This is a genomic window from Coleofasciculus sp. G3-WIS-01 (assembly GCF_040223135.1).
In the GTDB taxonomy this organism is placed as follows: Bacteria; Cyanobacteriota; Cyanobacteriia; order Cyanobacteriales; family Coleofasciculaceae; genus Coleofasciculus.
The window spans coordinates 1-15823 of the sequence record NZ_JAVJZI010000076.1 but is presented as its reverse complement, the minus strand read 5'-3'; the positions used below and the strand labels follow the sequence as shown (position 1 = coordinate 15823).

The 15823-nt window shown below is 46.4% G+C and carries 13 protein-coding genes and 1 pseudogene; 7 read left to right on the top strand and 7 right to left on the bottom strand.

Going from position 1 to position 15823, the window contains the following annotated elements:
- Window positions 1-964: RNA-guided endonuclease InsQ/TnpB family protein (locus RIM23_RS08110; RefSeq protein ID WP_446366049.1), on the bottom strand; the 964-nt coding region annotated here is incomplete at its 3' end.
- 508 nt (window positions 965-1472) lie between these two features.
- Here RIM23_RS08110 and RIM23_RS08105 point away from each other — a divergent pair.
- Window positions 1473-2039, top strand: coding sequence for a hypothetical protein (locus RIM23_RS08105; RefSeq protein ID WP_446366047.1), 567 nt, complete (start codon window positions 1473-1475; stop codon window positions 2037-2039).
- Between the two features lie 30 nt (window positions 2040-2069).
- Here RIM23_RS08105 and aroB read toward each other — a convergent pair whose 3' ends face one another.
- A complete protein-coding gene (gene aroB / locus RIM23_RS08100; protein ID WP_446366044.1) occupies window positions 2070-3164 on the bottom strand; it encodes a 3-dehydroquinate synthase in 1095 nt (364 codons plus the stop codon).
- 87 nt (window positions 3165-3251) lie between these two features.
- Between aroB and petL the strand changes: the two genes are divergently transcribed.
- Complete coding sequence (gene petL, locus RIM23_RS08095) at window positions 3252-3353, top strand: cytochrome b6-f complex subunit PetL (RefSeq protein WP_044207473.1); 102 nt, start codon at window positions 3252-3254, stop codon at window positions 3351-3353.
- Window positions 3354-3547: 194 nt separating this feature from the next.
- Here petL and RIM23_RS08090 read toward each other — a convergent pair whose 3' ends face one another.
- From RIM23_RS08090 to RIM23_RS08080, 3 genes are all read right to left on the bottom strand, one after another.
- On the bottom strand, window positions 3548-4780 hold the full coding sequence (locus tag RIM23_RS08090) for a DUF1501 domain-containing protein (protein WP_446366042.1): 1233 nt from the start codon (window positions 4778-4780) through the stop codon (window positions 3548-3550).
- A gap of 206 nt (window positions 4781-4986) precedes the next feature.
- Window positions 4987-5244 (bottom strand): hypothetical protein, encoded by a 258-nt coding sequence (locus RIM23_RS08085; RefSeq protein ID WP_446366040.1) that lies wholly within the window; start codon window positions 5242-5244, stop codon window positions 4987-4989.
- 910 nt (window positions 5245-6154) lie between these two features.
- A complete protein-coding gene (locus tag RIM23_RS08080) occupies window positions 6155-7477 on the bottom strand; it encodes a peptidoglycan-binding protein (protein WP_446366038.1) in 1323 nt (440 codons plus the stop codon).
- Window positions 7478-7614: 137 nt separating this feature from the next.
- On the opposite strand from RIM23_RS08080, the pseudogene RIM23_RS08075 reads away from it, so the two are divergent.
- Window positions 7615-7755 (top strand): annotated as a pseudogene (locus RIM23_RS08075) (RNA-guided endonuclease TnpB family protein); the annotation flags it as partial.
- Between the two features lie 97 nt (window positions 7756-7852).
- Here the strand turns inward: RIM23_RS08075 and RIM23_RS08070 are convergent.
- Window positions 7853-8953 (bottom strand): DMT family transporter, encoded by a 1101-nt coding sequence (locus tag RIM23_RS08070; protein WP_446366036.1) that lies wholly within the window; start codon window positions 8951-8953, stop codon window positions 7853-7855.
- Window positions 8954-9275: 322 nt separating this feature from the next.
- On the opposite strand from RIM23_RS08070, the gene sppA reads away from it, so the two are divergent.
- On the top strand, window positions 9276-10100 hold the full coding sequence (gene sppA, locus RIM23_RS08065) for a signal peptide peptidase SppA (protein WP_446366053.1): 825 nt from the start codon (window positions 9276-9278) through the stop codon (window positions 10098-10100).
- Window positions 10101-10349: 249 nt separating this feature from the next.
- Window positions 10350-10745, top strand: a complete 396-nt coding sequence (aroH, locus tag RIM23_RS08060) for a chorismate mutase (RefSeq protein ID WP_446334436.1) — start codon at window positions 10350-10352, stop codon at window positions 10743-10745.
- A gap of 111 nt (window positions 10746-10856) precedes the next feature.
- Here aroH and RIM23_RS08055 read toward each other — a convergent pair whose 3' ends face one another.
- On the bottom strand, window positions 10857-11561 hold the full coding sequence (locus tag RIM23_RS08055; protein ID WP_446366034.1) for a hypothetical protein: 705 nt from the start codon (window positions 11559-11561) through the stop codon (window positions 10857-10859).
- 190 nt (window positions 11562-11751) lie between these two features.
- Here RIM23_RS08055 and speA point away from each other — a divergent pair, with 190 nt between their 5' ends.
- Together speA and RIM23_RS08045 are read left to right on the top strand one after the other, a co-directional pair.
- Window positions 11752-13875, top strand: coding sequence for a biosynthetic arginine decarboxylase (gene speA / locus RIM23_RS08050; RefSeq protein ID WP_446366032.1), 2124 nt, complete (start codon window positions 11752-11754; stop codon window positions 13873-13875).
- A 211-nt stretch (window positions 13876-14086) separates the two neighbouring features.
- Window positions 14087-15349, top strand: a complete 1263-nt coding sequence (locus tag RIM23_RS08045; RefSeq protein WP_446366051.1) for an RNA-guided endonuclease InsQ/TnpB family protein — start codon at window positions 14087-14089, stop codon at window positions 15347-15349.
- Window positions 15350-15823 lie beyond the last annotated feature (474 nt).

Genomic DNA, 15823 nt, shown 5'->3' with positions numbered 1-15823 from the left:
CATACTGCTCACACAGTTGCTCAATCCTGTTTTTGAGACGAGCGGTAGGGATTTGAACAAATTCCTGGTTCGTCTTTTTCCCTAACTCAATTCCGTCTTTGCTGCGTCGATTCCAGCCGAAAACAACTGTTCCAATCCGATATTGGAGACAATGGTTGATAACGACACGAGCGGCTTTGTTAACCGCATCTCTTATTTGTCTATTACGCCTTTCTGTTAGAGAGGCTAATTCTTCATTCCAAAACCCTTGAGCTTTACCCAATTTAATGATTGCAACCCGCTTGTTGTAGAGCTGGTTAAGGCTCTTTAGTTTGCGTCCATCAACGATAAAGCTGGTCTCTACGTTAGAGACACAGGTGATCCAATTATTAAGTCCGGGGTCGATTCCTATCACCCGCGAGGGATCTACATCTGCTGTCACAGAAGGCAGAAGGTAGACAAACTCAGCGTAGAAGCAACCGTTGCGGGGGAGGATTCTCAGCTCCTTGATGTCTTTGAAGTTGAGGTTAAATGGTATTGGGATAAAGAAATTCGCTATCTTGAACCATGTTTTAACCAACTTTCCTAGCGGTATTCTGATTCGACCATCTTTAATCTTCAAAGCCTGCTTAGGATAACTAACAACAGAAAGACCGCCTTTCTTTAAATACTTAGGCAGTCTAGGACTATCTGCTATCTTTCCTTTTATAAATGCCTTTATCAATCCACCGAAGGACTTAAAAGATTCGCTAACGGTTCTTAGCGCTTGTTGAGCTGCTTGAGAATAGAGGGCTTGGAAATGTTTGTTGTTTTTATACTCCTTTTCTAGGTCGTATTTACCGATAATCCGCCGACGCTTGAACCAGATTTGACGAGCATAATAGATGCCGCAGTTCATCAAGTTATTCGTTTCAGCGCAAATAAACTCTAAAACTGCGGCTAGCTCTTTATCTGGATTTAACAATACTTGCTGACAACCGTACAAGAATATCACCTCCAATTTTATGGTTCTATTATATATATCACTTGAGGAAGTTATTGCGGGATAAATCCCGCTGTCTTTACCACTTGCTCGGTTTCATCCCTCGGATAAATCGCGAGGGAGCCTGCACCATCGCTTGCCTGTAATATTCTCGTTAACCCAACAAGACCACTGTTTGCTGAGGATAGGTACGCCTATACATAAACCTACGCTACAGTCACATTTACCGCCACCAAGACTAATATTCATTTTCTGATCAGGGGTTAAGTGCTACGATCTTAACCAATTTTAGGATAGCTTTATATTTTCTTCATAAAAACGGCTGGGGTGGGGGAAGCGGGGGAGATGGGGAAGCTGGGGAAGCGGGGGAAGCTGGGGAAGCTGGGGAAGCGGGGGGAGAGAAAGTTATATCTTTGAATGCAACTTGCTATAAACTGCCTCAACCGATGAGAGATAAAAAGTTTTAAACTAAAAATAGTTAAGAATCCATTGAAAACCTAATTGAGTCGAAGTGTTCTACCGAATTTGGCAACGCTGTTTCTGGGGGGTGTCATTGTTCCTCGGTGTCTTCAGTCTGGCGGTAACGGTTGAAGCTCAACCTGCACCCGTATTTATTCCGTTTATGGAACGTATCCAAAAAAATTTGCCTGTCGGGTTAGCCATGCGCTTACCCACCCAGTTACGAGTGAATGATCTTTTGGATATTGATCCAAACCAATTAATTGTCCGTGTCTTTCCCTCACAAGCCCCCCCTAGTTATATGGTAAGTCTGTTTACCTGCGATCGCAGCCCAAATTCCTGCTTATTGGGTAGCTTTTCAGTCAACCCCAAGCAGTCGGCGAGTGCGAGGCGTGATCTGGAGCGACATGAAACTCTAGGCGATCGCATTACATTGGCGCCTAATGTTGCTGGATATCTGATTGAAGGACCATCTCAGAATCCATCCTACTCCTTCTCAACCGTTATGTGGCAGCAAAACGATATGATTTATACGATTAGCTTTCCTGCCATTGAACGGCAAAATATTCTCTACATGGCGCTTTCTATGGCAAGGGAACAAGCATTTTATCGTCGTTAGTAATTCGTCATTCGCCAGGGAATAGAAAACTTATAAGTCATGATTCAGAACTTGGCGAATTACATCGGCTGGAACTTGATCGATTATCGATACCTGACCAATTTGCGTGGGTAAAACAAATCGTACTTTACCATCTTTCACTTTCTTATCAGTTTGCAGGGTATCAATAATCGCATCAATATCCAATCCTGGTGGTAATTGAGTCGGTAATCCAGCTTTCTCAATTAAAGCCTTCTGACGTTCCGCTTCTTGGGATGTCCACATCTGAAGTTCTACCGCAATTTGACCAGCCGCAACCATACCAATCGCCACAGCTTCCCCATGATTAACGACTTTATAGCCGGTTAAACTTTCGACCCCATGACCAATCGTGTGACCATAATTTAAAATTGCTCTTAATCCGGCTTCTTTCTCATCCTGACTGACGACATCGGCTTTGGCTTGGCAGGAGGAGGATAAAATAAAGGACAATAATTCATCATCCAAATACCGCCGCCCGTCGAGACGTTTAGTATTCTCTAACTTAGCAAATAAGTCAGCATTCCAGATTACGCCATATTTAATCACCTCTGCCATTCCCGCCCGTAATTCTCGTGGGGGTAAGGTTTGTAAAACTTGCGGATCAATTAAAACAAAGCGGGGTTGGTGAAATGCACCAATTAAGTTTTTGCCTTGGGGATGGTTTACCCCTGTCTTACCGCCAATGGCTGCATCCACCATAGCTAAAAGGGAAGTGGGAACTTGGACGACATTGATCCCCCGTAACCAGGTAGCCGCCGCAAACCCCGTCATATCCCCGATTACGCCTCCCCCTAATGCCACCAGGGTTGAAGACCGTTCTAAGCGGTTCTGGAGGGCGGCATCGTGGATTTTTTGAATAGACTTAAGGGTTTTATAACGTTCGCCTGCGGGTAAGGTACAGTGAGACACCTGATAGCCGACTAACTTCAGCGCCGCGATCGCCCGTTCCCCGTAGCGGCTAAAGATGGCTGGATTGGAGACGAGGAGAACCTGCTTCCCCAGTTTCAGCCGACTCATCCAAACGCCTATATCGTCTAAGCTTCCCGGCGCGATCGCAATATCATAAGACTGCGGCGGTACTTCAACCCGAATCACTGACTTCATTTGATTTTCTCTAGCCACTCTGGGCTGTATTTTATCCCACTTAATGATTTAATAGTCTAAAGTAAGACGTTTTTGAGAGAACGGTAAATGTCTGGATCTGGAATTGTTGCCTACTTTTTAATTCTCGGTGGTGCTACGGGTGTCGCCCTAGCCCTGTTTTTTGGTCTCAAAGCGGTCAAATTGATTTAAACCGAGAGATGAGACCCAACAAATTCTTGTTGGGTTTCACGTTGTTCAACCCAACCTACTACTCATTTACCACCACCCGTCTAGGAGTCTAGGAGTATAGCCGTGAACTCAAGTTCCGGCTAAAAGCTAAAACCCGTTAAAACGGGTTAAAATGTATAGTCAGCTTTAGCTGACTTTAGCTATCAGCCGGAAATTTATTTCCAGGCTGACTGCAAACGATGATTAAAAGTAAAGCCAGGAAAAACCTGAGCAACTTGATTCGCTTCCAGTTGAATATGTTGCTCTAATATAGACGCGATCGCGTCTCGAAAATCGGTGGTGACGGCTAAATCTCGTCCTTGGAATAACGCCGATTCACTCAAACCTGACCATTCCCCATAAACCTTACCACCACGAATACCACCCCCTAAAATCCACATCACGTTACCATGTCCGTGATCCGTTCCCCCATTACCATTCTCCTTCACCGTGCGACCGAACTCAGATAAGATTGCGATCGCAGTATCAGAATAGACTGCTCCTAATTCCTTGACTAGAGTCACTAATCCTTGGGCTAGAGATTTCAGTTTATTGGCAAACTGACCCTGACTGCTTCCTTGATTAATATGAGTATCCCAGCCACCTAACGCCATAAATGCCAATTGAGTCTGAGAATCTCCAACCATTAGCCTCGCCAGATTCCGGGTATCTTTAGCAAATCCATTTGGAGGGGGTGCGCCGTTGTCAGCTTCCCGCATTTCAGCCGCTAGGGTAGCCAGTAGAATTTCCCGCGCTTGTTGTCCTTCCTGATAAGCTAGATGAATCGAATCATTTCCACTGTAAAGACGTTCAAATGCTGCATTAAGTTGAGAACGATCCACTGATAGAGAACGGGTAGCATTATTTCCTGGTGGTAGACTAGCCACAGAATTTTGACCCATCAGGATAGGCGAGATCATGGAACCGATATTAACGGCTTGAGTTGGTCCTGCTTGAGGGAGAGTCGCTAACAGACGATTCATCCAACCATCAGATGTCGTTTTATCTCCAGGAGTTCCACTTTCCATATAATTTTGAGCATCAAAATGAGAGCGAGTGGTATCCGGTGATCCGCAAGCATGGATAAATGCTAAACTTCCTTGTTTCCATAAAGGTATTAGGTCAGATAAAGCGGGATGCAAGCCAAAACGACCATCTAAATCTAGCAATCCTCCCTTTTCTTTGGGTTGGGGAATCGCAATTCTGGGTCTTGCTTCGTAGTAGTTTGGGTCTTGGTAGGGAACCACCACATTTAATCCATCGATACCACCGCGCAGGAATATGACAATAAGTCGCTTGTTGGTATTCGTTGAAGCCATTCCTCTAGCCGCCCAACCATGCAACCCAATCGGGGTAAGTCCAGCAGCAGTCAAGAGGCTAGCGTATTGTAAAAATTTGCGTCGGTTCATGGGGTTGAAAGTCGGGGCGGTTTAGCTGTTCTAGAACGGATATCATTAATCACAGGGTAAAAGAGTCAGTTTGTCAAGGTTGCGGCGATAGGGATTTTAGTTCAGCACAGGCAAAATTCGTGAGTATTGCCACCGGCTAGACAACTATAAGGTGTATCGTTGAACCAAGAATCACCGCACTTATAGGGCAGTGAGTGTCAATGACTTCATACTTCAGATGACGAACTTTCCTCAGCACTGGTGCTGTTGGTGACTGTGCCCCTACCCCAGATGCCGCCGCCATAACCGTTACCTAAGTCAGTATACTGGCAGTCTTTTGGACCGCCTTCTGCTATGTTGCCACTAACGGTACTGTTGATCAACACTACTTCACCCGATATGCCACCGCCGTAGCTGTTGCCAGAGTTATTTATGATGGCAGAACCACCTTCTACTTTGTTATCGCTGATAGTACTGTTAGTCACTATCAGGTCTCCAGAACTATTCAGAATGCCACCACCATTAGCCGCACCACCTCGTCCAAAGCCAACGCCACCGAATGCTCCATTCCTGCTGATAGTACTGCTGTTCAGGCTGACATTGCCGGAGCGATTAAAAATACCGCCACCGTTGCCAGTGCCGCTAGTATATTCGCTATAGCCACCTTATACGCTGTTGTCGCTGATAGTACTACTGTTCACGTCCAGACTGCCGGAGTCATTAAAGATGCCGCCACCATTACCGTTGCCGGGATTGGGTCCGAATAAACCGACACCAAATGCGCTGTTATCACTGATAGTACTGTTAGTTATTGTTACCTCACCGGAGCTGTTAAAAATGCCGCCGCCGCTACTGTCGCTGCGAGAATAGGAACCGCTTGCTACTTGATTGCTGCTGATAGTGCTGTTAATTATTGTTAGCTCGCCGGAGCTGTTAACAACGCCGCCACCTGTGCCACTACCACCAGAGCTACTGCCGTAGTAGCCGTCACCACCTTCTGCCCGATTGCCACTGATGGTGCTATTAATTATTGTTACTGGAGTTTAGACTAAATCTCAAACGACACAACATATAGGGGGTTGACTCGAAAATTTGGGTCGAGGGACTTGTCCCCACAAAAACCTGTTGGGTTTCACTCCGTTCAACCCAACCTACTGGCGTGGACCCAGCTAAAATTGTGGAGTAGACTTTACCATTGAATAGGGCGCACGCCATGCGCCCCTACGGTTTCTTTTCCGTAATTCTAATTCATTTTGATTTATACTAAATTCGGGTTAACTACCCCCGTTATCACCCAGTCCGCGCAGGCGGACTTTGTTTGTGTAGCAGCGATTTCAATCGCCTTGAAGGGGGTAATAAAGGCTCTAATAGTGACGCGATCGCTCCTCGAAAATCCTATTCAAACATGGGCGGTTCTTTTAGCTGATTTTCCGAAAAACTGAGGGGACTATGGGAAGGAGGTAAACTATTCACTGTTGCAGGTGTGCGAATTCGTTCTAGCTGACTCAATGCCCAACGCGCTGTTTCCTGAACATCAGCCTCCGGATCATCTAAGGCATAGGATAATAACTGGCTCATTTGTGCCACTAATTCATACATCAAGGTCAAGTCTCGAATCGCGTTTTTACGCACCTGGGGATTATCATCCTGTAGGGAAAGCGCTAACGCCCGATTCATGGGTTTGAGTGTCTTCATGCCAATTTGGGATAGCGCCTCTATAATTAAGCTGCGCTGCTGAGAATCAGACTCTAACATCAGATTTACTAAGGGTTGTACCGCCCGGGAATCTCCCCGTTGTGCCAGTTCCCAAATTGCTTTGCGTCGTTTGGTTGGATCAGAATCTTGTAAGTCTTTAATTAATTGATTCACCCCATTTTTTTTCGCCAGCCGATTCTTGGGTTGAGTCAGTGGGGCGCTAGTTGAGGATTCAAAATGGGATGGCGATTCGGTGATGTGGGAGTCAGTTACGCTTAATCCTGAAGGATTGTATCCATTTTTATAGGGTTCAGATAGATGAGTTGGGGGGAGGTCAACCGATTCGGTGGGGGATGACTCTCGCCCATTGCTACTCGACATTACCATAGGCAGTTCCGGTTCCTCTGGAGGGGAAGAGGGTACAGAATCCTCTGCTTTTGCAGGGGCTTGACCTTTTTTGGGATTATCCAATACCTTGAGTAAAAAGAATAAGCCTCCACCAAATATTCCTAAGGTTCCACAAACACCTGCGACTATCCACAGGAGTTGTTGGCGATTGCTGTTGGGTTGAGCTTTTTCAGCGTTTTGGTTATCTTCCTCAGCGTTTTCTGCTTCTGCTGGAGAATTATCTGGTTCAGGGACTTCCGCCGCCGCTGCTTGCAGCTTAGTCCATGTGCTTAAACCAACAACACCATCTGCGTCAAGATCGATTGACTCTTGGAATTCAATAACAGCCAGCCTGGTGGTGTCTCCATAGACACCATCGGTATCGCCCTCGTAGTAGCCTAGCTTTTTCAGACGAGTCTGCAAGGCTTGCACCGTTTCTCCTCGACTCCCCACTTGCAGGGGTAATTCCTCAATGCCTTTAGGACTGGGGGACTGAGCGAGGAGTAAGGGGGGGGATAGGTTAACCGATGGATGGGCGATCGTAGGCTCTAATCCCAGGAGAGAGCCAATGCCCATAAACCCGCCCACGCAGGTCATATAGGCAGCTAGAAGTACAGGGGAGCGATGGCAAGTCATAAGAAAATTAGGAACTTGAAGGGTTTGCCATGTCGGGACAGCCTCTTATCAGTCTCACTCCAAGATAGCTTAAATACTTACCAAAAAATTGGGTTTAAAGCCTTGCCCTTTTCGGGCGACTTTTATAAATCGTCAGCGGCTACACAACCGATAGGGATGTAGCAGCCGCGCAAATAGTCTGCATTCGTGGACTTGCAGCCGTGGGACAGATGGTCAAGATGCTTTGTGAGGGTAAACACATAGGTGTCCCTGAGAAGAAAGAATCCTCGCGCCTTTAAGCTGAGGAGTGTCAATCCTGAATTAAAACGGCGACCCAGATGAGTCAATTTTTAAAGAGCCAGGAGTCTTTGCACCTGTTCCTCCCACTGAAATTGGTTAACGAGGCAATCTTTTAGCTTCAGAGTTTTGGACTTTCAGAGGTAAAGGAATTAAACCCATCGCTTTCAGGCTGCGGATGATGCGATCGCGAGGGGTTAAGGATTCGGCTGTAACTGTCTGATTTGCGGTACTCCAGGCTTGGCGGAATGATGCCAATCCCTGGGCAATTTCCTGACGCTGATTAATCAAATAGATACTAACTAACGTCAAACTGACGCCTACCCATTGCAGGGAACTCAAGACTTCCCCTAAAAACAGATTGCCAAATACCAGGGCAAACACAGGAGTCAGAAACGTCAAAGCACTGAGACTGGTGAGATTCCCCTTAGAAGCAAAATAGAAGAATAACCCATAGGCGATCGCACTGCCAAATATGGTCGAGTAAGCCAGTGCCATCCAGCCACTCAAGTCAATATTCACCCACTGTTGAGATTCCCACATCCCCGAAAGCGCAAACAAGGGTAATCCGCCTAAAATCATGTGCCAACCTGTCGCCACAACGGGATCGGCATATCGAGTGATATAGCTAATGCTCACCGTTCCACAAGCCATCGACAGGGATGCCAATAACATCAGCCATTCCCCACTTTGAAAAAGATGCTGCCAACTCAATTCCACAGTTGCCACCTTGCCATGCACAAGGCTCAAAATCCAGGCATCTGGCAAACCAATCAAACTGATACCCACAATACCAATTGCCAGTCCTAAGCCACCCCACAGACCAATAATCTCACCAAAAAGCCAACCTGACAGTAATGCTACGGCTAAAGGCTGAGAATCAATCATCACTGAACCCAAGCCAGCCCCCGTTCGCACTAAGCCCTCGGCTAAAAACCCTTGAAATAAAGCACCGTCTATTAGCGCAAACAAGCTAATCCATAACCAAGCCGCCCACCCTTTGGGTTGAGGGCGCCCCATCATCGAAGCCGCGATCAGGACAAGCACTCCTGCGGGGACTAAGCGCACTCCTGCCATGAATAGAGGAGTTGTATGGGGAATGACCCCTTTCATTGCTACCATTGCCGTCCCCCACAGGAAAAACGGCGCAATCAACAGTAAGGAGGTGAAAGGGGTTTGGTTCGTTATTTTTAGCTGCATGAGATTGAGTTTATTATCAACGCTTGGGATAAACCCCGGATATTTTTTATGATTCTTTACATAGATTGTACTGAATTTTTACTTTATGTTAAGCAAATGATACAAAAATGTGATGGGTCGCTGGTCATTCGTCCTCTGTCCTTAGCACCCCTGCATCTGTGCGTCTGTGCTTAAAATAACAGGAGACAGATTCGGACAAAAAATCTTAGATCGTGCAAACTGGTAAAGTAATATAGCGGTTCTCACCAAGGTGAGATACACTAAACCATTTAACTTGGCGGGACACCGCTTCGTGTCTACATCCCTAATTTTTGATAACGATATGCCCTGGCCCTTTAAGCCTAAATCGCGGAAACAGATTGCTCGCATCGAAATCACAGGTTTGATTGCTGGTAACACTCGCCAACGGGTACTAGAGGCGCTCAAAACCGTGGAAGAAAAGAAATTCCCTGCCTTACTCTTGCGAATTGACAGTCCCGGCGGCACCGTTGGCGACTCTCAGGAAATCTACAGCGCCTTGATGCGCCTGCGGGAGAAGGTGAAAATTATTGCCAGTTTTGGGAATATCTCTGCCTCTGGGGGAGTTTACATCGGTATGGGGGCTGAACATATCGTGACCAACCCCGGTACGATTACAGGAAGCATTGGCGTTATTCTGCGCGGCAATAATCTAGAACGTCTCTTAGACAAGATTGGAGTTTCCTTCAAAGTCGTTAAATCCGGTCCTTACAAGGATATTCTGGCGTTTGATCGTGAACTCACCGAGCCCGAAAAAACAATTTTGCAAGAGATGATCGATACGAGTTATCAACAGTTCGTGCAAACCGTTGCTGAAGCACGAAACCTGGCGGTGGAAACGGTGAAAAGCTTTGCCGATGGTCGAATTTTTACAGGTGAGCAAGCCCTTGATTTAGGGGTTGTTGATCGCTTAGGAACCGAGGAAGATGCCCGTCGTTGGGCAGCCGAACTGGTGGGTCTTGATCCGGATAAAACGAAATGTGAGACGATTGAAGAACCTAAACGCCTCTGGAGTCGTTTGATTCCTGGCAATACGGGTCGAATGACCTCTGGATTATCGGCAGGGATAGATTGGTTAGAATTTGAACTGTCTACTGGTGGTCAGCCGCTTTGGCTCTATCGACCCTAGGAGTTTTTCTCCAGGTGCAGGGGTGCAAGGGTGCAGGGGAAACAAAAGAGTTAACTCACGCGCCATGCCCTATGAGCGAAGTGAAGGGTCAAAGCTCAAAACTTAGTCAGGGCGGGTTTGGTACAAACTTTACCATCAATAGCTGGCGCGAAAATCCCTAAACCCGCCCCTACAAACCAGATTCCCTTGAGCGAAGCGAAGGGTCAAAACTTAAAACTTTTTCAGTCACAATTTAGGAGGATATCAGCAGTGGAGTGGCGTGTTCGAGCGATTCGTGGAGCAACAACGGTGTCAGAAAATACGGTTGCAGCAATTCAAGATGCTGTAACGGAACTCATAGATGAGATAGAAAGCCACAATCAGATCGACCACGAGGAAATGATCAGTGTAATCTTTACCACGACACGAGATTTGGATGCCATCTTTCCTGCTGCGATCGCTCGTGAACGTCCTCATTGGGAAAATGTGGCATTACTCGATCTTCAGCAAATGCATGTAGAAGGAAGCTTGGAGCGCTGTATCCGATGCTTAATTCACATTAATACCCTGGTTAGCCAAACCGAGATTTATCACCCTTATCTGCGTCAAGCGAAAAACCTAAGACCAGATTGGAGTCTTGCTCAATTAAGCTCATCTCACAGTTAAAGGGTCATTCGCATTTATCCTTCGTCCTGCGTCATACTCGCCCTTTGGAAAGCCAACTCTATCAGGGAACGGGAAACAAGGAACAGGAAATTCTGGCTTTATATTCAGAATTTATTTGTTATTTAAATAATTTGACGTTCGACTAATAGAAGTGTCTCGACCTTTAGACAAGCTGCGCCGCATAATCGACGCCAGAGACTCACGTTTGCGTAAATCAAGCATTTCTGCAAGGCTCTGTTCCTCGTTATCCAGAGGACTTTTTTGTTGATCAGGTACGACGGTGACTTCAGTTTCCTCATGGGCAAGTGTCTGAGGAGAGTCCTGCGTCTGGATTGCCTGTGTCTGAACAACAGGTTGGGGATTTTGGGGAAATCGAGAGCGATGTACTGAGCGTCGCCGTTTTTTGTGCCGGGTTGATTTAGACGGTTTGATAACTTGGCGACGTTGAGTGGATTGTCTAAAAGCATGTGTGACTAAAAAAGAGCCGGTGGCACAACCAAAGGCTAGACCCCAAAATAACGAAAGGGGTAAACCCTCCTTGGGTAGAGAGTCCTCTGTCGGGGAGACTATCCCAGAGTTCGACTGGGGCGTTTTTTTTGCCGTTGATTCCAAAACAGTTGAAACCACGGGTTTCGGCACAGACTTATCTGGCTCAATCCGCCCAGGATTGATTAAGCCAACTGCGGCTACGGTACCAATCAAGACAAGAAAGCCCCAGATTGTTCCCCAAAAGACAAAGGGATACCTGTTAACCAGCTGCTGTAATACCTGTGGGTAATTTCGCTGTTCGGAAGAATGGTCAGATGAATTGAGCATTGACGCCCTTTACAGTCAGGATCAACTTGAAAACGCGACGCTTTGCGCCTTAAGAGTAGAGAAACCACTATTGCTGACGGAATTTTAACATGGTTTTTTGGAGAACATGACAAAAATCCTCTCAGTGCCATTGCCCAAATGCGCTAGCATTAACGATCGCAAGGCATAGTTTAAAGGGTGATCCAAGATTATGACAGGAGAGCTAACATCCACAATTAGCATTCACGAGCAAAAGCAGCAACCGCATCACCCGGAAGGTATTTCCACTCACACTTCCTTACCTCATAGCAGATCATCACGCCCAAGTTGGATGATTGAGGATAGTGAGAAACTTTATCGGATTCAGGGATGGGGGGAGCCATATTTTTCGATTAACGCAGTCGGTCATGTAACGGTTTCCCCCAAAGGAGATCGCGGCGGTTCCCTAGATTTGAGGGAACTCGTTGAAGCGCTCAAAGGACGTAATCTGGAACTCCCGTTATTAATTCGCTTTTCCGATATCCTTGCCGATCGCATTGAGCGGTTAAATGCCTGTTTTGCCAAGGCGATCGCTCGCTATAACTACCCGGGTCGTTACCAGGGGGTTTATCCGGTTAAGTGCAATCAGCACCGACATCTGGTGGAAGAATTGGTACAGTTTGGACATCCCTATCAGTTTGGCTTAGAAGCGGGTTCTAAACCTGAACTGATGATTGCTCTAGCCACCTTAAAAACCGATGGCGCCCTGCTTATATGCAATGGTCACAAAGACCGGGAATATATCGAAACGGCGCTGCTATCGATGCGGTTGGGACAAAAACCGATTATTGTGATCGAGCAACTCGAAGAAGTCCAGCTTATTATTGACATTTCGGCAAAACTAGGTATTGAGCCGATAGTGGGCGTGCGAGCCAAACTGAGTACAAAAGGGACGGGTCGTTGGGGAGAATCCACAGGCGATCGCGCCAAGTTTGGTCTGACACTTCCGGAGATCCTAACCTGCGTGAACCAACTCCGGGATGCTGGAGCACTCCACACCTTGCAGTTATTGCACTTTCATATTGGTTCTCAAACCTCTGCAATTAGCGTGATTAAAGATGCAATTCGAGAAGCCAGTCAAATTTATGTCGAGTTGCGTTCCTTGGGCGCTGATATGAATTATCTTGATGTAGGTGGTGGTTTAGCCATTGACTACGACGGCTCTAAAACCAACTTCTACGCCTCAAAAAACTACAACATGCAGAATTATGCCAACGATATCGTTGCCGAGGTTAAGGAAGCCTGTGAAGCCCGCCAGATTCCCGCTCCTGTATTAATTAGTGAAAGTGGTCGCGCGATCGCCTCTCATCAATCGGTACTCATCTTTGATGTCCTCAATACCAGCGATGTTCTCTCCGGAGAACCCCACCCAGCTCACGATAAGGAACATCTAATTATCCGTAACCTCTGGGAAACTTATCGTAATATTAGTCTGGAAAATTACCAAGAAGCCTACCACGACGCCATTCAATTCAATGAAGAAGCCAAAAGCCTCTTTAATCTCGGTTATCTTAGCCTCACTCAACGGGCTAGAGCAGAACAATTGTACTGGGCATGCTTTGAGAAGATTCTCAACATTGTCAGGACGCAGGAGTATGTACCTGACGATCTCGAAGACTTAGAAAAAACGATGGCGTCAATTTATTACGTCAACTTATCGGTCTTTCAATCGGTTCCCGATTCCTGGGCAATGAACCAGCTCTTTCCGATTATGCCCATTCATCGGCTAGATGAGGAGCCAACCCGCCGGGGTATCTTAGCCGATTTGACCTGTGACAGTGACGGCAAAATTAACCAGTTTATCGACCTGCGAGATGTTAAATCCGTACTGGAACTGCATCCGTTAAGGAAAGCCAGGGTACAGGACAACCAAGATGTCGGTGGGGGTTCTACCGATAATGTTGTTGAAACAACCAATGGCTTAACTCAACCCGCATTTCTAGAACAGACGGGAAAAACATCTGATCATAAAATCCGAGAACCTTATTACTTAGGGTTGTTTTTAGTCGGAGCTTACCAAGAAATTATGGGCAATCTACACAACCTGTTTGGCAACACCAATACTGTCCATATTCGGCTAACACCCAGAGGCTATGAAATTGAGCATCTGGTTAAGGGAGATACGGTAACGGAAGTATTGAGTTACGTTCAGTACGACGCCGAGGACTTAGTTGAAAGTATTCGTCGCCGCACCGAACAAGCTCTACGAGACAATAGAATTACCTTGGCAGAATCCCAATGGTTACTGCAAAACTACCAGAAGAGTCTCAATAGTTATACGTATCTTTCTTCTTAGTTAGGCGTTGATGGTTGAGGGTTGAAATTACTTGCTTCTCTCCCAGCCAGCTACCAAAACCAAGGCTGAGAGCCACTGTGTCCCTTCACTTCGTTCGAGGGCAAGTTTAACCAGTGGATGAAAGCCTTGACAAGGTTTTAATCTTGCGTTTTTTATAGCTTCCCTTGTGCAAAAAAATGTACAATAGAAAGCGATAAAGGAGGTGATTGAACTGTATCGAACTATTCCGATTAAGGCTAAGTTTACGGATGAAGAGAAAGCGTACTGGATAGACCAATGCCAGAATGCTAATAGTCTAATTAATTGTGCAACTTATCACACTAGACAAACTTATTACCAGTGGAGGGAAAAGCAACCCAACGCTTTTTCTGTTTATTGGCGTGGTGATGAATTACGGTGTGGCTGGAAGCTATACAAGTGTCGTACAAATTACCCATGGTTGTGTAAAGAGTTCAAATCCAATCCCCATTACAAGGCACTAGCCGCTCAATCCGCACAGCAAACGTTGAAATCTATAGGCGAATCAATCAAAAGTTACAACAGCTTGGTTGACGCCTATTACCAAGGGGAAGTTAACCGTCCATCATTGCCTAAGTATCGGAAAAAAGGTGGCTTGGCGGCGGTAACTTTCCCTAGACAAGCTCTAACCTATAAAGACGGATGTTTTCGTCCATCCATTAGCCAAGAATCCAAGCCTGAATTAATCACTCAGATTGAGTTGCCATTGCCAGAATTTATTGATTCAGATTGGGTTAAAGAAGTAACGGTTCGTCCCTGTAGGCGTGAGTTCTGGATTGATTGGGTTATAAACGACGGGAAAGAGCCTGTCAAGGTCAATCCCAATCTGGATTACTCTCAAGCCTGGGGGTTTGACCACGGTGGCACCAATTGGTTAACCGGAGTATCAACCCAGGGAAAAAGCCTGATCATTGATGGGCGCAAACTTAAGTCGATGAATCAGGGGTATTGCCGTTTGGTTGCCAAGTACAAACAGGGTAAGCCCGAATTCTATTGGGATGGCAAACTAGATCGGGTGCAACGCAAGCGAAATAGCCAGATGAGGGACGCCATTAATAAGGCAGCACGATTTATCGTTAATCGGTGCTTGGCTGACGGGATCGGTAATCTGGTTATCGGCTGGAACGAGGGTCAAAAAAACAGTCCCCAGATGGGTAAACGTGGGAACCAAAACTTCATACCCATCCCCACAGGCATACTGATTGAACGTCTCAAGCAGCTTGCAGGAGAATACGGAATTGTACTAACCCTGACCGAGGAAGCTTATACAAGCCAAGCATCATTCTTGGATGGTGATTCATTACCGAAACACGGTGAGAAACCCGAAGGATGGACACCATCAGGTACAAGAGTGAAACGGGGGTTGTATAAAACATCTGACGGTCAGTTAATTAATGCCGATTGCAACGGGGCATCAAATATCTTAAGTAGGGGCTCTCGCATTTGCGCTCTATAGTTATGCAACAAACCGCTCACCTTACTCCGCAAATGCTTCGCCCGTACCCACACAGCTAGGAATAGACCTAACCAAGGTGGGTAGAGGCAGTTTGGCACTGCCGAAACGGTATGACCTGTTTACTAACCTGAAACGATCATATCGTGAGAAATGTTACGCCTCGCGTCTTAAGACCGAGGCGTAACATCAGCTCTCCAATCCACTCTCTTTTAAGGAGTGGAGATGTCAAATCGTGCAAATTGCCCACCCACAGGATCAGGTTTGGGAAAACCTAAACCTGATCCTGTGGGTAGGCGTGCAGTAGTTAACCCGACCAGTAACATGAATGGTTGGTTGACGCTCTCCCTCCTAGAAGAAGGGAGATTCTATGGAAATTTCGTTCCATATATCCCGGTAAACGGGTTCCCAGGCACACGATATTCGCCATCTAGGGCATCGTGTTATCTCCTAACACCCTGTCGATTCAGGGCTGGG